The sequence below is a fragment of the Yersinia sp. 2542 StPb PI genome (assembly GCF_048593855.1).
Classification (GTDB): domain Bacteria; phylum Pseudomonadota; class Gammaproteobacteria; order Enterobacterales; family Enterobacteriaceae; genus Yersinia; species Yersinia enterocolitica_E.
This window is the reverse complement of record NZ_JAZGQA010000006.1, coordinates 1-23,424: the sequence shown is the minus strand read 5'-3', so window position 1 is coordinate 23,424 and position 23,424 is coordinate 1. Positions and strand designations below refer to the sequence as shown.

Sequence of the window (23,424 nt, the reverse complement as noted above, 5' to 3'; positions counted from 1 at the left end):
TACATATAAATCAGTAAGCTACGGGTAAAAGGCCGGTTTGCCAGGGGCCAGGAAGCGCTCCCCGTTGTGCGCTTTCATAGCCAGCAGAGGTGCTTTCCGGTACTATGCGGCGGTTTTTTGAGTCAATAAGGTCAGGACTATGAGCACCACCCTATTTAAAGATTTTCAATTTGAAGCCGCTCACCGGCTGCCCCATGTTGCGGAAGGTCATAAGTGTGGCCGTTTGCACGGTCATTCATTTATGGTCCGTATCGAGGTTACCGGTGAAGTCGATGCTCACTCCGGCTGGGTGATGGATTTTGCTGATCTGAAAGCGGCATTTAAACCTATTTGGGAACGACTGGATCACTACTATCTGAATGATATTCCCGGTTTGGAAAACCCGACCAGTGAAGTACTGGCCAGTTGGATTTGGCAACAGCTTAAACCGCAGTTACCAGAACTGAGCGCAGTAATGGTGAAAGAGACCTGTTCTGCGGGCTGCGTTTATCGCGGATAATAAATCGCGACTAACAAATCGATACCCAAAGTCATTGATGTTGCAGCGCTTGCGCTGGCCCGCAGGGTGAGCCTCTTATAAGGCTCATAATCCCAATGAGCTTACATGAGTAAGTGATTTGGGTGACAAATCTGTCGGGAGCAGATTTGAACGCTGCTTGCAGCGGCCTCACAGAGGCGAGGCCCATGGATGGGCCGAGTAATGAGCGCCGCAACACCGCTGCGGCGGCAAGGACGAAGGGGATCCCAAAGTCATTGATGTTGCAGCAAGACAGCAAGTGAATGAATCCCAATGAGCTTACATGAGTAAGTGATTTGGGTGAATGAGCGCCGCAACACCGCTGCGGCGGCAAGGACGAAGGGGATTAAGCGATATTTAAATACTTATGCGTCTGCATCGACAACCGCCAATTCTTGGCAATACAAGTTTCGATACAGAGCTTAGTAGCGTCGTCTTTCTGGCTGATGGGTTGTAACGCAATAATCCGCTTTTTGTCGTCATCCAGCGTGGCAAGCAGTGCCTCTAATGCCTCGATATCACGCATGCGGCCAACCGGATGTTTGATTTCATCGGCGCGTTGCAATGCCTGAGGCAATACTTTCAGGCCACCGCGCATATTTACTTTTGGCGAAACCGTCACCCAGGTCGTCGCTGAACACCGCACATCATGCGTGCCGCTGGTTTCAATCTGACAGCTATAACCGGCCTGCTCCAACAATGAGGTTAAGGGGAATAAGTCGTAAATAGCGGGTTCTCCGCCAGTGATAACAACATGGCGAGCGGTATATCCCTGCTGAGAGAAAATTTCCAGTAGCTGTTGTGCGCAGGCTTCCCCCCAGGCATCACTTTCGGCAGTTTTCACCATAATACGCTGCATATCAACTTCCCGATCGGCTTCCTTTTCCCAAGTGTGTTTGGTATCGCACCAGCTACAACCTACCGGGCAGCCCTGCAAACGCACAAAGATCGCCGGTACACCGGTGAAGTAACCCTCGCCTTGCAAGGTTTGGAACATCTCATTAATCGGGTACAGCATCAGTTTCTCTATATTCATTCAAGCCAATCGGCGATTATCGCAGATTCTCTGACTGTGACCAAACTGGCAACGCTTATGCTGCCAGTTTGTCTGTATCAGAGTATTACTCAATCACACCACAAGCCATGCGCGCACCGCCACCGCCTAACGGCATTGGATGATCGGCATAGTTGTCACCACCGGCATGAATCATCAAGGCATGCTGCTTCAGTTCAGAGAGTGATTTCAGCCGCGGAGCCAATACCTGATAAGTCGCACTGCCATCAGCATTCACTACCAGCCCCGGCAAATCCCCCAGATGCCCTTTGTCATTATAAGGGCCAAGGTGTACGGCCGTTTTTTGTGGGTCCAAATGGCCGCCAGCGGCAAGGGCTGGCACGGGTTTGCCGTCTTTCTGCCCTGGTGCACAACTTGGGAATTCATGCAGATGGAATCCATGAATTCCCGCCACCAGCCCGGTCAAATTAGGCGTGAACAGTAAACCATAAGGTGTTTCAGTCACTGTCACCGTGCCCAGAGCTTTACCATTACCTTCAGGGAGTGCTTCGTTCATGGTCACAGTAACGCCCGCAGCCAGCACACTGCTGGTAAAAAGCATCGCTGGCAACATTAAGTATTTCAGTTTCATCCGTTATCTTCCTTTATGCATTATTGTCGAATCATTCGGGTACACATTAATGATAACGGGTGATGAATTATCTGCACGGCAGCGGTGTAAGAGATGTGAAGCCGATGTGTGGGGTGGGTGAGATTCAGATTAATCCCGCAGAGGTAAGTAAGTGGTAATAACAGGCTAATTTGTAACAATGACAGCTCACGACCCGCATATTACCGAAGCTTGCCCCGCCATATCCCATAAAAAAACCCGCCTATTAAGGCGGGCTTTATCAACAAACTGTTTTACTGAAGGTAAAGCGCAGTAATTACTGGCCTTTCACTTCTTTCAGACCGTTGAATGGTGCGCGGTCGCCCAGCGCTTCCTCAATCCGAATAAGCTGGTTGTATTTAGCAACACGGTCAGAACGGCTCATTGAACCAGTTTTGATTTGGCCTGCTGCGGTACCTACTGCCAGGTCGGCAATGGTAGCATCTTCGGTTTCGCCTGAACGGTGAGAGATAACCGCGGTGTAACCTGCATCTTTCGCCATCTTGATAGCAGCCAGAGTTTCGGTCAGAGAACCGATCTGGTTGAATTTGATCAAGATAGAGTTAGCAACACCTTTCTCGATACCTTCTTTCAGGATCTTGGTGTTGGTTACAAACAGGTCGTCACCAACCAGCTGGATTTTGTCACCCAAAACTTCGGTCTGGTATTTGAAGCCAGCCCAGTCAGATTCGTCCAAGCCATCTTCGATGGAGACGATTGGGTACTGTTTGGTCAGGTCTTCCAGGAAGTGAGTGAACTCTTCAGAAGTGAACGCTTTGTTGCCTTCGCCAGCCAGAACATATTTGCCATCTTTGTAGAACTCAGATGCCGCACAGTCCATAGCCAGAGTAACATCTTTGCCCAACACGTAGCCTGCTTGTTTTACCGCTTCAGCGATAACAGCCAGTGCTTCGGCGTTAGAACCCAGATTTGGTGCATAACCGCCTTCGTCGCCTACCGCAGTGCTCATGCCTTTAGACTTCAGAACTTTAGCCAAAGTATGGAACACTTCTGAACCGATGCGAACCGCTTCTTTCAGAGTTTTCGCGCCTACTGGCTGAATCATAAACTCTTGAATATCAACGTTGTTATCAGCATGTTCGCCGCCGTTGATGATGTTCATCATAGGCAGTGGCATAGAGAATTTGCCTGGGGTGCCGTTCAGTTCAGCAATGTGCTCGTACAAAGGCATGCCTTTAGACGCTGCTGCTGCTTTCGCTGCTGCCAGAGAAACAGCCAGGATGGCGTTAGCACCAAACTGGGATTTGTTCTCAGTACCATCCAGATCGATCATGATCTTATCGATGTTAGCCTGGTCTTTAGCATCTTTACCCATAACTGCCTGAGCAATTGGGCCATTTACTGCTGCAACGGCTTTCAGAACGCCTTTGCCCAGGAAACGGGATTTGTCACCGTCACGCAGTTCCAGTGCTTCACGGGAACCGGTAGAAGCACCTGATGGTGCCGCAGCCAAACCAACAAAACCGCCTTCCAGATGAACTTCAGCTTCTACAGTTGGGTTACCACGGGAGTCGATGATTTCGCGACCGATGACTTTAACAATTTTGGACATTAGATTTTCCTCAGTACAAGTTAAACTAAAACTCCAGACAGAGGGGGCGACATCGCTGCCGCCCCTTCTACCAAATATTTTATTTCACCTGGCGCTTCTGATAATCACCAGCCGCTTTAACAAAGCCGGCGAACAACGGGTGACCATCACGTGGCGTCGAAGTAAATTCTGGATGGAACTGACAAGCTACAAACCACGGGTGGTTTGGTAACTCAATAATTTCCACCAGTTTGTTATCCGCAGAACGCCCTGCTACACGTAACCCGGCGGCTTCAATCTGCTTCAACAACATGTTGTTTACTTCATAGCGATGACGATGGCGCTCAACGATGGTAGGTTCGCCATACATCTGACGTACCAGGCTACCTTCGGTCAGGTGACATTGTTGCCCACCCACCCGCATGGTACCGCCCAAATCGCTCTCTTCCGTGCGTACTTCAACGTTGCCGTCTTCATCACGCCATTCGGTGATTAATGCAACCACCGGATACTTACAGTCTGGCACAAATTCGGTGGAGTTTGCGTTTTCCATCCCCGCTACGTTGCGGGCAAACTCCATCAGTGCAACTTGCATACCCAGGCAAATACCCAGATAAGGAATATTGTGTTCACGGGCATAACGCGCTGCCAGAACCTTGCCTTCCACACCACGGTAACCAAAGCCACCTGGGATCAGAATAGCATCCAGTCCTTTCAGCATCTCTTCGCCGCGTGTCTCAACATCTTGCGAATCAATCAGCTTGATGTTCACCGTCAGGCGATTTTTCAGCCCACCGTGTTTGAGCGCTTCAATCACAGATTTATAAGCATCCGGCAATTCTACGTATTTACCGATCATCCCGATGGTCACTTCGCCACCTGGATTCGACTCTTCGTATAATACCTGTTCCCATTCAGCAAGATTTGCTTCAGGACAAGTTAAGCTGAATCGTTTACAAATATAATCGTCAAGGCCCTGTGATTTCAATAGCCCTGGGATTTTATAAATGGAATCAACATCTTTTAGGGAGATAACCGCTTTTTCTGGCACATTACAAAACAAGGCAATTTTGGCCCGTTCATTAGCAGGAACTGCGCGATCAGAACGGCAAATTAGCACATCTGGCTGAATACCAATGGAAAGCAGCTCTTTTACCGAATGTTGCGTTGGCTTAGTTTTCACTTCACCGGCAGCCGCCAGGTAAGGAACCAACGTCAGATGCATATAAAGCGTGTGCTCGCGGCCAACATCAACTGCCATCTGGCGAATAGCTTCCAGGAATGGCAAGGATTCGATATCGCCCACGGTGCCACCAATTTCAACCAAAACCACATCGTGGCCTTCGCCGCCTTCGATGATGCGCTCTTTGATAGCATTGGTAATATGAGGGATAACCTGGATAGTCGCACCCAGATAGTCGCCACGGCGTTCTTTACGCAGAACTTCAGAATAGATACGGCCAGTGGTGAAGTTGTTACGACGGGTCATTTTGGTGCGAATGAAACGCTCGTAATGCCCTAAATCCAGATCGGTTTCAGCACCATCTTCGGTGACGAAAACTTCCCCGTGTTGAGTCGGGCTCATGGTGCCCGGATCCACGTTGATGTACGGGTCCAGTTTCATGATGGTAACGTTGAGGCCACGGGCTTCAAGTATAGCCGCCAGAGAGGCTGCGGCAATGCCTTTACCCAGAGAGGATACGACCCCGCCGGTCACAAAAATATAATTAGTTGTCATGCTGAACCTGAGAGTTTAGGTTTAAAGACGATGGAAGAACCAAGACGGGAAAGTAGTATACTCGAACCTTGGTTTCGCTACAAACTATCTCCGCGCCAGTGGCCATTTTCGCGACCAAAACCGCACGGAACATCGTCTTGCTATCCGTTATAATTCAATATATTAACGTAATTAAAATCCAACAACCATCCGCCGAATGAATTAAAACACCTTAAATTTCAGTTTCTTGCTTTTTAACTTGCTGCCAGGCGGCTTCCATTTCTTCCAGCGTCGCGCGCTCCATGCTCTTCCCTGATGCCGTAACTATTTGTTCTACCTGACGAAAACGACGTTCAAACTTGCGGTTAGCTGCCTGTAAGGCATTTTCAGCTTTATGGCCTAAATGACGAGATAAGTTAACCGTAGCAAACAGCAAATCGCCAATTTCTTCCCCCAGTTTTTCTTCATCCACCACCGCCTGGCGAGCTTCGAACATCACTTCATCGATCTCTTCATAGACTTTGTCCAAAACCGGACCAAGTGTGTCCCAATCAAAACCAACCGCTGCGCAGCGCTTTTGGATTTTATGGGCTTTCATCAATGCTGGTAGTGCATCGGGAATATCATCCAGTGCCGAATACAGGGCTTTCTCCGCTCTTTCCTCGGCTTTACGCGATTCCCAACCCGCCAGCGCCGCTTCACTGCCAATCGCTACGTCAGTGGCGTTTAGCGCAGCATTAGGGAATACATGAGGGTGACGACGCTCCAGTTTGTCGCTGATGGCATGACAAACATCATCAAACGCAAACAGCCCCTGTTCCTGCCCCATTTGGGCATAAAACACCACCTGAAACAGCAAATCGCCCAACTCATCACGTAAATCGTCAAAATCCTTGCGCGCAATCGCGTCAAGCACCTCATAGGTTTCTTCTAATGTATAGGGAGCGATGGTGTCAAACGTCTGTTTACGATCCCACGGGCAGCCGTGTTCCGGGTCACGTAAGGTACGCATAATATCCAACAAACGTTGCAGAGCTAAGGCGTTGATATCAGGGGTAGTTACTGGCTGGGTCATCTCAATTTATTCACTTTTTGCTGTTTAAAATTCGAGGCGTAGCGGGCGCAGGCAGATTGCGGCCAGCGCACAGCCCCCGGAGCGTACACGCAGTACGTGAGGAGGGCGAGCACTGCCCAATATCAAGATGCTAAAGCGCAGTAGCCGTTTAAAGTTCACTAATTGCCGTGGAGCCGACGGGCATCTATCACATCCGGCAACTGATTCAGCTTGGCTAACACCCTACCCAGCACCTGCAAGTTGTAAATCTCGATATCCATATCGATGGTGGCGAGCATCTTTTTGGTATCGCTGCGGCTGGCAACCCCCAATACATTGACCTTTTCGTTCGCCAGTATGGTGGTGATATCACGTAACAAACCACTGCGATCATTGGCGGTCACCCGCACCACTAATGAATAGCCACTGGAGTAGCTTTCACCCCAAACCGCATCAACAATCCGCTCTGGTGCATGAGACTGCAATTCAGCCAGTTGTTCACAATCAGCACGATGAATGGATATCCCCCGCCCCTGGGTAATAAAACCAATAATCTCATCACCGGGAATCGGTTGGCAGCAGCGGGCAATATGGTGCATCAGATTGCCAACACCTTCGACCACAATGCGCCCGCTGTCTTTGCTGGCGTTGCGTGGTGGTGGCTGATGCTTATTATTCAGATGGCGCAATGCCTCTAAATCAGCCTCTTCCGCTGTTGGCTTGTTCAGCTTGCCTTGCAGGAAGTTGACCATCTGATTCAGACGGATATCACCACCGCCAATGGCCGCCAACACTTCATCCATCGAATTCATGTTATAGCGCGGAACCAGCAGCTTCTCAGCCTCTTTTAGGCTGATATCCATATGTTCCAATTCGTCGTCCAGCATCTGCCGGCCAGCAAGAATATTCTTGTCTCTATCTTGTTTTCTAAACCAGTTATGGATCTTGGATCGCCCACGACTGGTAGTGACATAACCGAGGTTAGGATTCAGCCAGTCACGGCTTGGGTTGGGCTGCTTCTGGGTGATAATTTCAATCTGGTCACCCATCTGTAACTGATAGGTAAACGGCACAATTCGGCCACTGATTTTAGCACCTATGCAGCGGTGCCCCACATCACTGTGAATATGATAAGCAAAGTCGAGTGGGGTAGAACCGGCAGGTAAATCAATAACATCGCCTTTCGGGGTAAACACATAGACCCGGTCGTCAAATACCTGACTACGCACTTCATCCAGCATCTCGCCAGAATCTGCCATCTCTTCCTGCCAGGCAATCAGCTTACGTAACCAGGCAATGCGCCCTTCATAGCCAGAACGCCCCGCCGCCACAGCACCTTCTTTGTACTTCCAATGGGCAGCAACCCCCAGTTCAGCATCTTCATGCATCTGGCGGGTACGAATTTGAATCTCCAGCGTTTTCCCACGCGGCCCGAGGACTACAGTATGAATTGACTGATAGCCATTGGGTTTAGGGTTAGCGACGTAATCATCAAACTCATCAGGCAAATGACGGAAATGAGTATGCACAATCCCCAATGCGGCATAGCAGTCCTGCAAACGCTCGACGACCACTCGCACAGCGCGCACATCGAATAACTCATCGAAGGCCAACGACTTTTTCTGCATCTTGCGCCAAATACTGTAGATATGCTTTGGTCGGCCATAAATATCAGCTTTGATACCTTCATCCGCCATTGCTTTGTGCAATGAAGCGACAAAATCATCAATGAATTGTTCACGATCAATACGACGCTCATGAAGCAATTTAGCAATTTGTTTATATTCATCGGGATGCAGATAGCGGAAGCAGAAGTCTTCCAACTCCCACTTAATCTGGCCAATACCCAAGCGGTTAGCCAGCGGGGCATAAATATTGGAACACTCTTTGGCCGCCAGCACGCGTTCGTCTTCCGGTGCATCTTTCACTTCACGCAAATGAGCAATACGCTCAGCCAGTTTGATGACCACGCAGCGAAAATCTTCCACCATCGCCAGCAGCATACGGCGCACGTTATCCACTTGCTCAGAGCTCATGGAATCGTTGTGAGTGGCTTTTAATTGGCGGATAGCGTCCATGTCACGCACGCCATGCACCAGATAGGTGATACCCTTGCCAAATTGCTCAGTCAGGGTGGTTTCATCCACCACATTGGCATCCACCAGCGGGAACAGTAGCGCCGCGCGCATACTGTCGTTATCCATGCTCAGAGTGGAAAGAATCTCAACCATTTCGAGACCGCGCCACAACAATAACGAGGCATCAGGATGGTTTTGCGTCTGTTGCTCACAGTAACGCCAGGTTTCGGCCAATCGCTCACCTGACTGCGGATTAGGAAGCCCCAAGCTGGCGATCCAGTCGTCGAGAGCAAACTCACCCGCCGGATTCAAATGTGCACTTCGTACCGCAACCATAACTTCTCCCTACTTTGCGATCCCTGGCTCCTGCATGAACAGCGCCATAGATTCAAGATGCCCGGTGTGGGGAAACATATCCAACATTCGCACCTGAGCAAGACGGTAACCGGCGGCTAACAACACCTGACTATCCCGTGCCAGCGTGGTGGGATTACACGAAACATACACCACCCGCTTTGGCGCCAGTTTGACTATATGTGACATCACCCCGGCAGCACCTGCGCGAGCGGGGTCTAATAATACTTTATCGAATCCTTGCATCGCCCACGGCTGACGACTGATATCGGATTCCAGATTTTCATGAAAAAATGACACGTTGGCTAATGCATTGTTCTGCGCATTATACTGCCCATTAGCCACCAGCTCCGCAACTCCTTCCACCCCGACAACTTCACGCGCACGCTTTGCTAGCGGCAATGTAAAATTACCCATGCCGCAGAAGAGATCCAGTACCCGCTCGTCAGGTTGTACATCAAGCCATGCCAGAGCCTGAGCCACCATTTGTTGGTTGACCGTATCATTGACCTGAATAAAATCCCGTGGATGAAATGCTAAGCGTAGACCGTCTATCTGGTAATAGGGGTCCTCACCAAAGAGTTTTTCCAGATTCTCGCTGTCGGCAGCCAGATAAACGGCAACCCCCTCCCGCAGGGCAAAATCTGTAAGCGCTGCACGATCTACCTCATTAAGGGTATCAAGGTGACGTAAAACCAGCAACGGCCCATTATCAGCCAGTACCAGTTCCACATGCCCTAACCGGCGCACAGCCTGTAAGGCAGATAAACATTGATAGAGCGGATGTAGCAGACGCTCCAATTCAGGCCGCAAGACGGGACAATGTTTTATGCTAACCAAGTCGTGAGATTCAGTTTGATGGAAGCCCATTTGTAATCGCTGCTGTTTTGGCTGATAGAGCAACCCCAACCTCGCCCGCCGCCGATAACCATACTCTGGCCCACAGATAACCGAGTCTAATGCAGGGCAGCCCCCCGTGGCCTGCACCAGCAGTCGCCTGAGCGAATCTACTTTGCTATCTTGTTGCAACTGGCTACAAGCGTGCTGCTGCTGACAGCCTCCACAAATTCCAAAGTGAGGGCAAGGAGGAGCCACTCTTTCGCTACATTGGTTCAACAAACGTTTAAGTTTACCGCGACCATACTGGCGTTTTTGCTCGATCAGCTCAATTTCAGCTTGCTCTCCCGGTAGAACCCCGGGGATAAAAATAGCTTTGCCTTTATCGCGTGCAACCCCCTGACCAAAGGGATCAAGAGAATTTACTGTCACAGTTATCGTTTGTCGGGTCGTCACACGTCGGTTTGGAGAGTAGAATTGCGCCATATTGATTGATCAAGCACTGGTTTTGTAAGCTGCCGATTCTCCCACATTGGAATACCATGACCAAATACAGTCTTCGCGCGCGCATGATGATTTTAATCCTGGCCCCCACGCTGCTTCTTGGGCTGTTACTCAGTACTTCCTTTATGGTAAATCGTTATAATGAGCTTCAAAAACAAATAGTTAATGCAGGCACTAATATTATCGAACCGTTGGCGGTTGCCAGTGAATATGGCATGACCTTTCGCAACCGCGATACTGTCCGTCAGTTGATTAACCTGCTTCATCGCCGTCACTCGAATATTGTTCGGTCAATATCCGTTTTCGACGCAGATAACAATCTTTTTGTCACATCTAACTATAATTACAATTCCTCACAATTAAGGTTACCTAAAGGTGATGCTATCCCTGAGTCGCTGATGCTCTCTTATCGCGGCGACTCGCTGATTATGCGAATGCCTATTGTCTCGGAATCCAACTTATCCAGTGACAGAGTCTCGGATTCGGATATAACCCATCAGCCACTAGGCTATATCGCCATAGATTTGGATTTACAATCGGTGCGTTTGCAGCAATACAAAGAGATCTTTATTTCAACCCTGCTGTTGCTGTTTTGCATGTGTGTGGCGATTTTGTTTGCTTATCGTTTGATGCGCGATGTTACCGGCCCAATCCGTAACATGGTGAATGCTGTTGACCGTATTCGTCGAGGGCAATTGGATAGCCGGGTCGAAGGACATATGCTCGGCGAGCTGAATATTCTGAAAAATGGTATCAATTCGATGGCGATGTCGTTGGCGGCCTATCACGAAGAGATGCAGCAAAATATCGATCAAGCAACATCTGATTTACGCGAAACACTGGAACAGATGGAGATACAAAATGTCGAGCTGGGGCTGGCAAAAAAACGGGCACAGGAAGCGGCACGCATTAAGTCGGAGTTTCTGGCTAACATGTCTCACGAGCTACGAACTCCGCTAAATGGTGTCATTGGTTTTACGCGCCAAACGTTGAAAACGTCGCTAACCCCCACACAAACTGACTATTTGCAGACTATCCAACGTTCAGCCAACAACCTGTTATGTATCATTAATGATGTTCTCGACTTCTCCAAACTGGAGGCCGAAAAACTCATTCTTGAACACATTCCCTTCCCACTACGTGGTGCACTGGATGAAGTCATTATCTTACTGGCACACACCGCACATGAGAAAGGGCTGGAGCTGACACTGCATGTTAATAATGATGTCCCCGAGCAGGTAGTCGGGGATGCGATGCGTTTGCAGCAAATTGTCACGAACTTGCTCGGTAATGCGATTAAATTCACCGAACAGGGCAATATCGATATTCTGGTTGCTGTGCAGGCGAAGACGGCACAACAAGTCACTCTGGTGGTAGAGATTCACGATACGGGCATTGGTATTTCTGAATCCCAACAGGCTCAGCTATTCCAGGCTTTTCGTCAGGCAGATGCCAGTATCTCGCGTCGACACGGAGGGACCGGTCTTGGATTGGTCATTACCGAAAGATTGGTCAAAGAGATGGGGGGCGATATTAGCTTTCACAGCCAAGTGGATCGCGGCTCAACCTTTAGGTTCCATCTCACACTGGATCTTAACGAAACCCTCTCTTATCGCCATCCTGATATGTCGTACTTAGAGGGGAAAACACTCGCCTATGTTGAGCGCAATACTTGTGCAGCAAGGGCCGCGCTAGATATTCTGAGTGTCACGCCCTTGCAGGTCACTCATAGTCCGTCGTTAGCGCAATTACCGCGCCAACATTATGATTTCCTGCTGGTTGGGGTACCCATTCCGTTCCGTAATAATATGGCGGTTCATCAAGATAAACTGGTAGCGGCGCTGAAAATTTCCGAGCGCGTAATTCTGGCCCTACCAAGCCAGTCACAGGTGGAGGCAGAGCAACTTAAACAGCTCGGTGCCAAAGCATGTCTGGTCAAACCTTTGTCATCGAATAGATTGATTCCATTACTGTTATCTGAAGAACCTCACAGTGAATTACCCGTAGTGGAGCAAGCGGACAAGCTGGCTAAATTACCGTTTAAGGTAATGGCAGTTGACGACAATCCAGCTAACCTAAAACTCATTGGCACCCTGCTTGAAGAACAGGTCGAAGAGACCGTGTTGTGTGACAGTGGCGCGAAAGCCATTGCCTATGCCCGAGAAAACACGCTGGATATCATCTTAATGGATATTCAAATGCCTGAAATTGATGGTATCCGTGCCAGCGAAGTCATTCATCAGATGTCCCATCATCTGGATACACCCATTATTGCAGTCACCGCCCACGCCGTAAGAGGCCAGCAAGAACAGTTGTTAAAACTGGGGATGGCTGACTATCTGGCAAAACCGATTGATGAAGCTCGATTAATTCAGGCACTTTCCCGCTTTCAGCATGATAGTTCAGCCCCCCTTCTGGCGCAGGCTACTCACCTGCCGGTACTGCAATCTGAATGTGATGGGGCGATAGATTGGCCACTGGCAGTCAGGCAAGCAGCCAATAAAGAGGCTCTCGCCAGAGACCTGTTAACTATGTTATTAGAATTTATGCCGCAAGTAATAGGTCGCGTGCAGGCTATATTGGCAGGCAGTCATGACAACGATATTCTGAACCTAATTCATAAGTTCCATGGCAGTTGTGCATGTAGCGGTGTGCCGCGACTGAAGCAATTGTGCATGACAATTGAGCAGCAATTGCGCCAGCAAACAGATTTACAAGACTTGCAACCTGAATGGCTTGAATTATTAGATGAGATAGAGAATGTTCGCTATGCTGCCAAAAGCTATTTAGGTACTGCTTAGCACACCTCCGCTTCAGCATAAAAAAAGGGCACAGTCATAATGAACTGCGCCCTTTTGGCGTTATTAATGCCGATTACTGCATTAATAAATAGAGTGAAGTGTCACCACGCTGAATATTCAGCGCCAGCACTGATGGTTTGGTATCGAGAATCTTCCGAAGCTCACCCAGATTTTGAACTGACTGCTGGTTAATCCCCATGATGATATCGCCTTTTTTCAGGCCAATACGTGCAGCGGCAGTGCCGGCTTTCACGCTATCAACTTTCACACCTTTTTTACCATTAACATCAGAGTTACTCAGCTCCGCACCTTCAATTCCAGTATAGAGATTACCGGAATCAACCTGAGTCTGGCTGCTCTGCTCTAAGGTCACTTCCACATTGACAGGTTTACCGTCACGTAGCAGACCTAAGGTCATTTTACTGCCCACTGGCAGAGTACCAATCTCAGCACGGAAACCTGCGAAGCTATTGATTGCTTTACCATTCATGCTGACAATCACGTCACCAGCTTTGATCCCGGCTTTGGCCGCCGCAGATTTTGGCAAGACCTGACTGATAAAGGCACCTTTCTGTGCATCGACATTCATGGCTTTGGCCAGCTCAGAGTTCAGCTCGGTGCCCATAATGCCCAATTCACCACGTTTCACCTGACCAAATTCAACCATTTGAGATGTCAGGTTTTTCACCATGTTACTTGGGATAGCGAAACCAATACCGATGTTACCACCATCTGGTGCCAGGATCGCAGTGTTGATACCAATCAGCTCACCGTTCAGGTTGATCAATGCGCCACCGGAGTTACCACGGTTAATCGCGGCATCAGTCTGGATAAAGTTTTCGTAGTTTTCCACGTTCAGACCACTGCGCCCCAAAGCAGACACGATACCGGATGTTACGGTTTCACCCAGACCATATGGGTTACCGATAGCAACGGTATAATCACCCACACGCAATTGATCAGAATCTGCGATTTTAATTGCAGTCAGATTTTTAAAATCTTTTAACTGCAATAACGCGATATCAGTTCGCGGATCTTTACCGATCACTTTTGCTTCATAGCTACGGCCATCGCTCAGTTTAACGCTGATTTTAGTCGCATTATCTACCACGTGGTTATTGGTAACGACATAACCTTTGGCAGCGTCAATAATGACACCTGAACCGAGCGCCCGGAAATCCTGCTTGCTAGGTGATCCCCCTTTGCCACCCTGCCCGCCCTGACACATCGGGGAGCCTTGGAACGGTGAACCGTCTTGACAGAACGGCGAGTCATCACCAAAGAACTGCTGGAACTGTGGTGGCACACCACCAGCACCGGAGTTGCTAACCTGGGTGCTACCCTCCACGTTGATGCTCACAACAGAAGGCATCACTTTCTCTAGCATTGGCGCCAGGCTAGGGAGCTGCTGGCTGCTAGAAGAGGCCGTCTCTGCCGAAATAGCAGAAGAAACCGGCCCCATGGCTAAACCGATGCTCAATGCCAATGCACTTAACACTAAAGTTGTTTTTTTCATGTATTCTGGTTCTCGCTGTACAATTAATAAGGGGTCAATAAATGGTATATATACCCAAAGAAATTGAAGTTGCAGCTAACAACCTGGCAGCTTCAGAGACAAAGGGTATAACTGACTTATATCCAAAATAATTGACGTAGCAGTCAGTGAGCAATCGCGCGAATCCTAATGAGCGAACTAAAGCTCAACGGTAGGGATGGGTCGAGTAACGAAAGCCACTCACTACGCGGCAACGCCAAGAGAAGGATATAGCCGTCTTGCATAGTAAGATTAAATATGGGGGATGAAGTTCATAGAACCAATAATCGGAATAGTAAAAAATATTGTCCGTCTTTACAAAACTACAGTTAATTAAACGGACAACTTACTTTGCTTGGATACTATTCCGCAGCCATCAATCGCCGATATTCATCATAAGCATAAAGATCCGTCATCCCACTGATATAATCCTGAATTAAGCGAGCACGATAATAATATTCATAGATCTCATGTTGTTCTGACGATAAATTACGTAACCGCTCTGTCGATTCTGCATAAGCCAAGCGATGCTTAGTAGACAATTTATGGAATAACCGCGTCTCAATAGGATACTGGCGGTGGCTGTCTTCTGCCACTAACTGTGTAAAGGCCGTTTGCGGCATAGATAATAGTGGGCTATAAATATCAAGTAGCCCACTAATAACTCTATATCCTTGTAATTCAAGCTGTTCTACTTCAGGATGATTAAACACATGTTTTACTGCCACCTTTTTAAAAATTTGCAGTAATTTACACGCGGGGCTGGAGTCTTCTAATAATGCCTGATTAAACGAGCCAGAAAATACCGTGGGTAAATTTTCAATAAACCGTTGTGCTGCATGGGGAACTAACTTCCCGACAGTATTTACCCGTAAATACATAAAGAATTGATCTTCCGAACTGCGCCGGCCTTGCCCGCGACCTAATTGCCGAAATGCGCCACCAACAACTTTATCAAACAAGTCACCATGGGTAACTTCGCCCCACTCTTGCATCATATGATCGTAAAGTTGCTCGACACTGAAAATACTTTTTTCTACTGCATCTTCTAAGTCAGCAATACAATAAGAAATATCATCAGCAGCTTCCATAATATATGTCAGAGGGAAACGATTGAACTCTCCCATATTGAGTTCACGACGTAAATCTTTAACATAGTCTTCTTCAGCCAGATAAAACCCTGGTTTCTTCATCAAATAGTGATGAGAAGCAGGAATATCGCCTGACCAATACGCCGGTTTGGTATATTTAAGAATGCATCCCACCTGAGCATAAGTCAGATTCAGTTTTAATAAACTGTAAACCAACCGAATGGCTTGTGCGTTACCTTCAAACTGGCTTAGGTCATGGCGGATTTTACTGCGTAGGATATTAAGTTCTGTTTCCCCTTCCCGCAGCCTTAATGCATTAACCTGGCAATGATCCTTACCACGAGGTTCCGCACCACCGCCGTTAGGGTCCATCTGTTTTGTAAACCAGTTATTGATAGCTGATTCACCAAAATGACCAAAGGGAGGATTACCGATGTCATGCATCAGGCAAGCCATTTCCACTATGCTTTCAAAGGGATCAAGCAGCTTATCCAGCCCATAAGCTGTGATTTTTTTATCCTGCTTAAACCGATTAAGGATCTCTTTGGCAATGTAACGCCCCACTTGTTGCACTTCCAACGAATGGGTTAAACGGCTACGAACAGCGGCATTACGTTCCAGTGGGAAGACCTGCGTTTTTTGCTGCAAACGCCGAATGGCCGCAGAATTCACAATCCGACCCCGATCACTTTCAAATACTCGGGTAATCTCATATTCATCTTCCGCCGAACTGGATTTACCAAACGGCCGCTGAAAACTGATTTTCTGCTTAAAGTCGATCCCGGACATGTTATCCCCCTGATCATTTAATATAAACAGTGATACCGACTCCCGCCAACAGATGCAATTGATTACGCATGAACTGCGGCACATTACGCATTATCTTTGCTGAGCTACCCGGATATCTCACTTAACTGATAAACTGTGCGTTGATAATTACAACTTAATCCACTCTTTAAAATCAGCGGGTATCCATATGAAAGTAGGCATTATTGGTGCAATGGAGCAAGAAGTTACGTTGCTGCGTGATAAAATTGAAAATCGCCAAACCTTGGCGCGAGCAGGTTGCGAAATTTACACTGGTAAACTCAATGGCGTTGATGTCGCATTACTAAAATCCGGCATTGGTAAAGTCTCTGCGGCCATGGGAACAACATTGCTGTTAGAGCATTGCCAGCCAGACGTGGTAATCAATACCGGCTCTGCGGGTGGCTTAGCCTCCAGTTTGAAAGTGGGTGATATCGTTGTTTCTAACGAAGTTCGCTATCACGATGCTGATGTGACCGCATTCGGCTATGAAGCAGGCCAAATGGCCGGTTGCCCTCCCGCTTTCATTGCTGATGCTGAGTTGATTGCACTGGCAGAAAGCTGCATTAATCAATTGAACTTACATGCAGTACGCGGCCTGATTTGCAGCGGCGATGCCTTTATTAATGGTTCAGCCCCCCTGGCCCGTATCCGCGCGGCCTTCCCGTCGGTGGCAGCAGTCGAGATGGAAGCCGCCGCTATCGGCCATGTTTGCCATCTGTTCAAGACACCTTTCGTTGTGGTTCGTGCGATTTCTGATGTGGCTGATCAGGAGTCTCACCTGAGCTTTGAAGAGTTCTTAGTGGTCGCCGCTCAGCAGTCGACGCTTATGATCGAAGCCATGTTAACCACACTGGCTAATCGCAATTAATGGTCCGTTCCCGTATTTTCTCCCTATCACGAGCAGCAATAACGTTGTTGCTCGGCCTGTTTTCGTTTGCCCTGTTTGCACCATACGCAGTGGCAGTAGAGCGGATTATCAGCTTATCCCCCAGCACCACCGAACTGGCTTATGCCGCGGGATTAGGCGATAAACTGGTTGCAGTAAGTGCTTACTCTGATTACCCGGAAGCGGCTAAAAAGCTTGAGCAAGTTGCATCCTGGCAAGGCGTGAATGTCGAACGTATTTTGGCATTAAAGCCAGACTTGATCCTCGCGTGGCGTGGCGGTAATCCACAACGCCCGCTTGATCAACTCGCCGCCTTTGGTATTCCAATTTTCTATTCTGATCCGGTAAATATTGATCAAATTGCTGGTGATCTGGATAAATTGGCGCAATACAGCCAGCATCCTGAACAGGCCCACCAAGCCGCAGCTCAACTCCGTCAGAAGGTTACTGAATTACGTCGCCACAATGCCCGTAACACGCCCTTGCGTACCTTTTTACAGTTTGGTACTCAGCCGCTGTTTACCAGCTCTGGGCATACGTTACAAAGTGAGGTTATTTCCCTGTGTGGTGGAGAAAATATTTTTGCTGGCAGTCGTGTTCCTTGGCCTCAAGTCAGTCGGGAACAAGTCATGACACGCCAACCACAGGTGATCGTAGTCAGCGGTGACCAGCCACAGGCTGATAATGTCAGAGACTTCTGGCAACCTCAGCTTGCAATTCCTGTTATAACGCTGAATGAGGACTGGTTTAATCGTTCGGGTCCGCGTATCCTGCTGGCCGCTGAACAGTTGTGCCAACAAATGGCCAGCGTTCAATCCCCCGTGGCGGAGTCACATTAATGCTGGTTTATTGGCTGGATATTTTAGGTACTGCGGTATTTGCTATCTCTGGTGTATTGCTAGCGGGGAAGTTGCGTATGGACCCGTTTGGTGTGCTGGTTTTAGGGGTGGTGACGGCTGTCGGTGGCGGAACAATCCGCGATATGGCCTTGGCCAATGGCCCGGTTTTTTGGGTGAAAGATCCTACTGACTTGGTGGTTGCAATGGTGACCTGTCTGGCAACCATTTTGTTGGTGCGTCAACCTCGTCGAACACCGAAATGGATCCTGCCGGTGCTTGATGCTATTGGTCTGGCAGTGTTCGTCGGTATCGGCGTCAATAAAGCCTTTGCTGCTGGTGCCAGCCCGCTAGTGGCTATCTGTATGGGTGTTATAACCGGAGTCGGCGGTGGGATTATCCGCGATGTATTAGCCCGCGAGATCCCAATGATCCTGCGCACTGAAATTTATGCTACCGCCTGCATTATTGGTGGTATCGTTCATGCTACCGCGTTCTATACTTTTGGTATGCCCTTACAACAAGCAATGATGCTGGGCATGGTGATTACGCTCGGTATCCGGCTTGCAGCTATCCGCTGGCGTTTAAAACTACCCACATTTGAAATAGAGCACTAATAGAGTGATTGGTCTAATTTGTATGATCTAAATCTTCAAGTTTTTAAATAATTAGCCGATATATCTATCCAAAATAATTGGACCTGATAGCTAACAACGCTGCGGCGTCAATAAGCAGGATATCCCCATTTAGCTGGCTGAATGGGACACCGACAGATAAAAATGCAGTCATAAATCATGAAATATTTTTTGTTTACGTTTTGGCTGGCATTTATTGCCAGTCCGTCGCTGGCTCAGGGGCTAAGCGGCACAATAGAATTAAGCTTAACTATCGTGCCATCTTGTCAGGTGCAATCACCGAATCAAAATGAACACATAGCGAATGATGCAAAAGTAAATTATCCACAAATACACTGCCAACGAGGAGGTGGCTTGGTTAGCGAACCTAAAATCAGCCATTCTTTTATTGCGACAGATGGCTCATTACTCAGCCAAACCAGTAACAGCCAGATGACACAGTTGATCACTGTAGAATGGTAATATTCAGATGAAAAAAACCGCAACTGTTAAAGTTGCGGTTTTTTATCGGAAATTTAGTGGACTAATTATAGCCAAAGTCATTGGTGTTACAGCAGGGCAGCAAACGAACGACAAATCAGTCAGAAGCGATTTGAACAGCATTGATGCTAGCCCGTAGAGTGTACCTTCAAAATGAGGCTCACTAATCCCGATGAGCTGGCCCAATTCAGTGGTTCGGGTAAGTGAATACAGCTAACGTCGCTGTAGCATCAAGGACACAGGATAAATTAAATGCTGAAAGAAGAACCGCAACCACAAGTACTTTTCGCATTCGGGTTCGTCACAATAAAGCGTGAACCTTCCAACCCTTCGGTATAATCCACCGCACCGCCGACCAGATATTGCAGGCTCATCGGATCAACAACCAATTCCACGCCTTGCTTTTCGATGGTCATATCCCCATCGTTGATTTGATCATCGAAAGTAAAACCATACTGGAACCCGCTGCATCCGCCACCGGTAATATAAACCCGCAGCTTCAGATTCGGATTTTCCTCATCAGAAATCAGCAGTTTAACTTTCTTAGCTGCTGCCTCAGTAAACTGTAGGGGCAGTACTGTTTCATCGCTCATACTCATCACTCCCAACCGGTGTTCGAGTTGCAGGTTACTACAATGGCAGCCTGATCTAATCATCAATTATCTAATACCTGAGTAATTCATTCAAGTATTGCTGGCTAATGTTATATATTATCTACCTGTTTGAGTATCATTTTCAACCACCGGTTGTTGTTGTTCACTCGCAGATGCAGCCTGCTCTTGTCTTTGTAATGTGCGGGCTAAAATAGCTGAATACAAGGGCTTACCCCCCATAAATTGTGCTATTAATGTGGCGCCCAAGCAGGTCACTATCATCGGTAAAATAAGCTGATAATTATCGGTCATCTCCAACACCAAAACTATCCCAGTCAGTGGTGCACGTACCGATGCAGCAAACAGCGCCCCCATCCCGGCAATAGCAAAAGTCCCGGCCTCAATGCCGTATTCGGGGAAAAAATACGCACAGGACAAGCCGAAAGCGGTGCCCAAAATAGTTCCTAAAGCCAACATTGGGGCAAATATCCCGCCAGGTGCACCAGAACCAAAGCACAATAGTGTCGTAATAACTCGAGCAATAAAAATGAATAGCAACATGCCGATACTGAAGTTACCGGCTGCCGCAATAGGAATTAATGCAAAACCGCCCCCCACAGCCTCGCCATGAAACAATGCCAATAAACCACACATTCCTCCCAGCAGGCCGCCAAGCAAAACTAACTTGCGCCAATCACCACCATGGAAACGCATGAACATATCCTGCGTGCGGAATATTAACGCATTGAACATTACACCGATGGCACCGAAAATAATCCCTAGCACAAGGTAAAGCCATAATGTGTCCAGTGGCACTTCGCTCATTTTACCGACATTAATAACCGCATGTTCACCGTTAAAATAGCGGTAGACGATAGTAGATGTTATCACCCCGACAAATACGGCTTTGATTGATACCAGACTGTAGCGGAACTGAGAGCGCATCTCTTCAATAACGAACAAAATCCCCGCCAGCGGGGCATTGAAGGCCGCAGACAACCCGGCAGCTGCACCGGTTGCCAGCAATGAATGACGTGCTTCAGGGCTGTGCAGACGAAAGATATCGACAATCATCCGCCCGCTATTACCCCCCATCTGTACCATCGGCCCTTCCCGGCCTAACACCATGCCCGCCCCTAATGTTCCAAGGCCGCCAATAAATTTAACCGGAATAACCCGCCACCAGCGCACTGGCCGCATCTCCTCCATTGCCCCTTCGATTTCAGGAATACCTGAACCACCAGCCTCAGGAGCAAAACGACGCACCAAAAAATAACCTACCATCGCCAGCAGCGCCGACATAACGAAAGCCAACGGCCATACCAAAATTGCGTAATCCGCGACTTTGGCCAGCGTTGCCAACCTTTGTTGTTGGATCCAATCGACGCCGCGATCAAAAGCCACAGCCAGCAAACCGGTAACAACCCCGACCACACCAGCCATGATAAGAATAACCAACGGCGTTTTATCACGATTAACCAATGCTCGAATAAAACGACCCCGTTTGAGTTCAGTAACGCCTTCAGCAGGCATTGGTTGCGTTGAATCAGTCATGATTAGTCTATTTATCAATTGAGTAATAAGTAATACAAATGAACAGTAGTCTGAGTTTAGACTACATCATCATGATGTGCCTGCTTAAACGTCGATGAAACGCTCTGGCTTAGAACGTAAGTTTAGCGATGAAAGTTTCGGATATGCGGCACGTCGCGCAAGCTAGCAGTTAATTATGCCCAATCATTTGATAACCGCGGCCAGTTCTTTAGAATAGGCACCATTGTCTATTGTTATAGCTGATGTTAACAATATTGATGTTATATAACTCACTGTTATTTAATATAATATCATCTCAGCCAATGTCACCAAGCCCAATTCAGGAGCCAGTTTATGAGTAAGTCCGAAAGTCTGTATGCCCAAGCACAACAGGTGATCCCAGGCGGGGTTAACTCTCCGGTGCGTGCATTCACCGGTGTCGGTGGCGTTCCATTGTTTATCGAACGTGCTGACGGCGCTTATCTATTTGATGTTGATGGTAAAGCCTACATCGATTATGTCGGCTCCTGGGGTCCGATGGTGCTTGGTCACAATCATCCCGCTATTCGTCAGGCCGTAATTGAAGCTGTCGAGCGCGGCCTAAGCTTTGGTGCACCGACAGCGATGGAAGTCAAAATGGCTGAGTTGGTGACAGAATTAGTGCCAACCATGGATATGGTACGGATGGTTAACTCCGGTACCGAAGCCACCATGAGCGCCATTCGTCTAGCCCGAGGTTTCACTGCGCGCGATAAAATCATCAAGTTTGAAGGCTGCTATCACGGCCACGCCGACTGCCTATTAGTAAAAGCGGGCTCTGGCGCATTGACCCTCGGTCAGCCAAACTCTCCGGGGGTACCGGCTGACTTCGCTAAGCACACGCTGACCTGTATTTATAACGATCTAGCCTCTGTACGCGAAGCCTTTGAGCAATACCCACAAGAAATCGCCTGTATCATTGTTGAGCCTGTCGCTGGCAATATGAACTGCATATTACCGCAGCCAGAATTCCTGCCGGGGCTGCGTGATCTATGTGATGAATTTGGTGCATTGCTGATTATTGATGAGGTCATGACGGGTTTCCGGGTGGCATTAGCCGGGGCGCAGGATTACTACCATGTCATTCCTGACTTAACCTGTCTGGGGAAAATTATCGGTGGTGGTATGCCGGTGGGTGCTTTCGGTGGTCGTCGTGATGTCATGGAGGCACTGGCACCGACTGGACCAGTTTATCAGGCGGGTACTCTCTCCGGGAACCCTATCGCTATGGCGGCGGGTTATGCCTGTTTGACTGAAGTGGCACAGGTAGGTATTCATGAAACCCTGACCGAGTTAACCGATTTACTGGCAACTGGCCTGCTCAATGCGGCACAAGCAGAGAACATCCCGCTGGTGGTTAACCACGTGGGTGGCATGTTTGGTATCTTCTTTAGCAATTCACCAACTGTCACCTGCTATCAGGATGTCATGAATTGTGATGTCGAACGCTTTAAACGTTTCTTCCATTTGATGCTGGCAGAAGGCGTCTATCTGGCCCCTTCTGCGTTTGAAGCCGGTTTTATGTCCGTCGCACATAGCAAAGACGATATCCAGAGAACCGTCGATGCTGCCCGCCGGTGTTTTGCCAAACTTTAATATCTATAGATACTATAACCACCGCCAAAACACTGGAGGTGGTTATAAATTAAAGCCCAGAGGTTTAATGCGCTTAATTAATTTAATGCCGATTAACGGTATAAAGTAATTCTGATATTTCCACATTCTGTGGAATATCACCACCACTACTACCATTCCAACTTGGCCCCATAGGAAGTGTAGGCATTTTAACTTCAACTGGGTGATAATCTATTATATTACGGGTTACTGGCTGAACAGTATCAATGTGCGTCATCAGAGAAAAAGTTAATACATCGAGAATGAGTAACACACCAAAGCCTGTCACTATCAG

At 48.2% G+C, this 23,424-nt stretch carries 18 protein-coding genes and 1 pseudogene; 7 read left to right on the top strand and 12 right to left on the bottom strand.

What is annotated here, in order from left to right; translation table 11 throughout:
• Window positions 1-139 precede the first annotated feature (139 nt).
• Window positions 140-499 (top strand): 6-carboxytetrahydropterin synthase QueD, encoded by a 360-nt coding sequence (queD, locus tag V1952_RS01895; protein ID WP_372558054.1) that lies wholly within the window; start codon window positions 140-142, stop codon window positions 497-499.
• A 364-nt stretch (window positions 500-863) separates the two neighbouring features.
• Here the strand turns inward: queD and queE are convergent, their stop codons facing one another.
• The 7 genes from queE to rlmD all read right to left on the bottom strand — a co-directional run bounded on the left by queE (window position 864) and on the right by rlmD (window position 10,259).
• Complete coding sequence (queE, locus tag V1952_RS01890) at window positions 864-1,535, bottom strand: 7-carboxy-7-deazaguanine synthase QueE (RefSeq protein ID WP_372558053.1); 672 nt, start codon at window positions 1,533-1,535, stop codon at window positions 864-866.
• A 103-nt stretch (window positions 1,536-1,638) separates the two neighbouring features.
• A complete protein-coding gene (gene sodC, locus V1952_RS01885; protein WP_372558052.1) occupies window positions 1,639-2,163 on the bottom strand; it encodes a superoxide dismutase [Cu-Zn] SodC in 525 nt (174 codons plus the stop codon).
• Between the two features lie 295 nt (window positions 2,164-2,458).
• Complete coding sequence (eno, locus tag V1952_RS01880; RefSeq protein WP_050086475.1) at window positions 2,459-3,754, bottom strand: phosphopyruvate hydratase; 1,296 nt, start codon at window positions 3,752-3,754, stop codon at window positions 2,459-2,461.
• Window positions 3,755-3,833: 79 nt separating this feature from the next.
• Window positions 3,834-5,471: a glutamine hydrolyzing CTP synthase gene (gene pyrG, locus V1952_RS01875; RefSeq protein WP_004701112.1), complete on the bottom strand. Its 1,638-nt coding sequence runs from the start codon at window positions 5,469-5,471 to the stop codon at window positions 3,834-3,836.
• Window positions 5,472-5,682: 211 nt separating this feature from the next.
• Window positions 5,683-6,525, bottom strand: a complete 843-nt coding sequence (mazG, locus tag V1952_RS01870; protein WP_420074250.1) for a nucleoside triphosphate pyrophosphohydrolase — start codon at window positions 6,523-6,525, stop codon at window positions 5,683-5,685.
• Between the two features lie 158 nt (window positions 6,526-6,683).
• On the bottom strand, window positions 6,684-8,918 hold the full coding sequence (gene relA, locus V1952_RS01865; protein WP_372558050.1) for a GTP diphosphokinase: 2,235 nt from the start codon (window positions 8,916-8,918) through the stop codon (window positions 6,684-6,686).
• A gap of 9 nt (window positions 8,919-8,927) precedes the next feature.
• Window positions 8,928-10,259, bottom strand: a complete 1,332-nt coding sequence (gene rlmD, locus V1952_RS01860; protein ID WP_420074249.1) for a 23S rRNA (uracil(1939)-C(5))-methyltransferase RlmD — start codon at window positions 10,257-10,259, stop codon at window positions 8,928-8,930.
• A 56-nt stretch (window positions 10,260-10,315) separates the two neighbouring features.
• Between rlmD and barA the strand changes: the two genes are divergently transcribed.
• On the top strand, window positions 10,316-13,078 hold the full coding sequence (barA, locus tag V1952_RS01855; RefSeq protein WP_420070875.1) for a two-component sensor histidine kinase BarA: 2,763 nt from the start codon (window positions 10,316-10,318) through the stop codon (window positions 13,076-13,078).
• A gap of 73 nt (window positions 13,079-13,151) precedes the next feature.
• Here the strand turns inward: barA and degP are convergent, their stop codons facing one another.
• The gene (degP, locus tag V1952_RS01850; RefSeq protein WP_083160432.1) at window positions 13,152-14,594 is read right to left on the bottom strand and encodes a serine endoprotease DegP; all 1,443 of its coding nucleotides are present in this window, start codon (window positions 14,592-14,594) and stop codon (window positions 13,152-13,154) included.
• A 380-nt stretch (window positions 14,595-14,974) separates the two neighbouring features.
• Window positions 14,975-16,492, bottom strand: coding sequence for a dGTPase (gene dgt / locus V1952_RS01845; protein ID WP_083160434.1), 1,518 nt, complete (start codon window positions 16,490-16,492; stop codon window positions 14,975-14,977).
• Between the two features lie 187 nt (window positions 16,493-16,679).
• Between dgt and mtnN the strand changes: the two genes are divergently transcribed.
• The 4 genes from mtnN (at window position 16,680) to V1952_RS01825 (ending at window position 19,332) form a co-directional block, all read left to right on the top strand.
• Window positions 16,680-17,381 carry a 5'-methylthioadenosine/S-adenosylhomocysteine nucleosidase gene (gene mtnN, locus V1952_RS01840; protein WP_372558047.1) on the top strand — a complete coding sequence of 234 codons (702 nt, stop codon included), beginning with the start codon at window positions 16,680-16,682 and terminating at the stop codon, window positions 17,379-17,381.
• Window positions 17,381-18,238 carry a vitamin B12 ABC transporter substrate-binding protein BtuF gene (gene btuF, locus V1952_RS01835; protein ID WP_420070874.1) on the top strand — a complete coding sequence of 286 codons (858 nt, stop codon included), beginning with the start codon at window positions 17,381-17,383 and terminating at the stop codon, window positions 18,236-18,238. Before mtnN ends, btuF begins: the two co-directional genes overlap by 1 nt.
• Window positions 18,238-18,852 (top strand): TRIC cation channel family protein, encoded by a 615-nt coding sequence (locus tag V1952_RS01830; RefSeq protein ID WP_019211026.1) that lies wholly within the window; start codon window positions 18,238-18,240, stop codon window positions 18,850-18,852. The genes btuF and V1952_RS01830 overlap by 1 nt, the downstream gene beginning before the upstream one ends.
• 177 nt (window positions 18,853-19,029) lie before the next feature.
• Window positions 19,030-19,332, top strand: a complete 303-nt coding sequence (locus V1952_RS01825) for a hypothetical protein (RefSeq protein WP_372568694.1) — start codon at window positions 19,030-19,032, stop codon at window positions 19,330-19,332.
• Window positions 19,333-19,598: 266 nt separating this feature from the next.
• Here the strand turns inward: V1952_RS01825 and erpA are convergent, their stop codons facing one another.
• Both erpA and clcA read right to left on the bottom strand, forming a co-directional pair.
• Complete coding sequence (erpA, locus tag V1952_RS01820) at window positions 19,599-19,943, bottom strand: iron-sulfur cluster insertion protein ErpA (protein ID WP_004706254.1); 345 nt, start codon at window positions 19,941-19,943, stop codon at window positions 19,599-19,601.
• Between the two features lie 117 nt (window positions 19,944-20,060).
• Window positions 20,061-21,497 carry a H(+)/Cl(-) exchange transporter ClcA gene (gene clcA / locus V1952_RS01815; protein ID WP_420074248.1) on the bottom strand — a complete coding sequence of 479 codons (1,437 nt, stop codon included), beginning with the start codon at window positions 21,495-21,497 and terminating at the stop codon, window positions 20,061-20,063.
• 333 nt (window positions 21,498-21,830) lie between these two features.
• Between clcA and hemL the strand changes: the two genes are divergently transcribed.
• The gene (gene hemL / locus V1952_RS01810; RefSeq protein ID WP_372558043.1) at window positions 21,831-23,111 is read left to right on the top strand and encodes a glutamate-1-semialdehyde 2,1-aminomutase; all 1,281 of its coding nucleotides are present in this window, start codon (window positions 21,831-21,833) and stop codon (window positions 23,109-23,111) included.
• Window positions 23,112-23,193: 82 nt separating this feature from the next.
• On the opposite strand, the pseudogene V1952_RS01805 reads toward hemL, so the two are convergent.
• A pseudogene (locus tag V1952_RS01805) lies at window positions 23,194-23,424 on the bottom strand (nuclease); the annotation flags it as partial.

Coding starts and splice junctions, on each gene's coding strand:
- V1952_RS01825 (WP_372568694.1), top strand. CDS start 19,030: ATGAAATATTTTTTGTTTACGTTTTGGCTGGCATTTATTGCCAGTCCG.
- mazG (WP_420074250.1), bottom strand. CDS start 6,525: ATGACCCAGCCAGTAACTACCCCTGATATCAACGCCTTAGCTCTGCAA.
- queD (WP_372558054.1), top strand. CDS start 140: ATGAGCACCACCCTATTTAAAGATTTTCAATTTGAAGCCGCTCACCGG.
- sodC (WP_372558052.1), bottom strand. CDS start 2,163: ATGAAACTGAAATACTTAATGTTGCCAGCGATGCTTTTTACCAGCAGT.
- queE (WP_372558053.1), bottom strand. CDS start 1,535: ATGCTGTACCCGATTAATGAGATGTTCCAAACCTTGCAAGGCGAGGGT.
- eno (WP_050086475.1), bottom strand. CDS start 3,754: ATGTCCAAAATTGTTAAAGTCATCGGTCGCGAAATCATCGACTCCCGT.
- barA (WP_420070875.1), top strand. CDS start 10,316: ATGACCAAATACAGTCTTCGCGCGCGCATGATGATTTTAATCCTGGCC.
- dgt (WP_083160434.1), bottom strand. CDS start 16,492: ATGTCCGGGATCGACTTTAAGCAGAAAATCAGTTTTCAGCGGCCGTTT.
- hemL (WP_372558043.1), top strand. CDS start 21,831: ATGAGTAAGTCCGAAAGTCTGTATGCCCAAGCACAACAGGTGATCCCA.
- degP (WP_083160432.1), bottom strand. CDS start 14,594: ATGAAAAAAACAACTTTAGTGTTAAGTGCATTGGCATTGAGCATCGGT.
- relA (WP_372558050.1), bottom strand. CDS start 8,918: ATGGTTGCGGTACGAAGTGCACATTTGAATCCGGCGGGTGAGTTTGCT.
- btuF (WP_420070874.1), top strand. CDS start 17,381: ATGGTCCGTTCCCGTATTTTCTCCCTATCACGAGCAGCAATAACGTTG.
- erpA (WP_004706254.1), bottom strand. CDS start 19,943: ATGAGCGATGAAACAGTACTGCCCCTACAGTTTACTGAGGCAGCAGCT.
- pyrG (WP_004701112.1), bottom strand. CDS start 5,471: ATGACAACTAATTATATTTTTGTGACCGGCGGGGTCGTATCCTCTCTG.
- V1952_RS01830 (WP_019211026.1), top strand. CDS start 18,238: ATGCTGGTTTATTGGCTGGATATTTTAGGTACTGCGGTATTTGCTATC.
- rlmD (WP_420074249.1), bottom strand. CDS start 10,259: ATGGCGCAATTCTACTCTCCAAACCGACGTGTGACGACCCGACAAACG.
- mtnN (WP_372558047.1), top strand. CDS start 16,680: ATGAAAGTAGGCATTATTGGTGCAATGGAGCAAGAAGTTACGTTGCTG.
- clcA (WP_420074248.1), bottom strand. CDS start 21,497: ATGACTGATTCAACGCAACCAATGCCTGCTGAAGGCGTTACTGAACTC.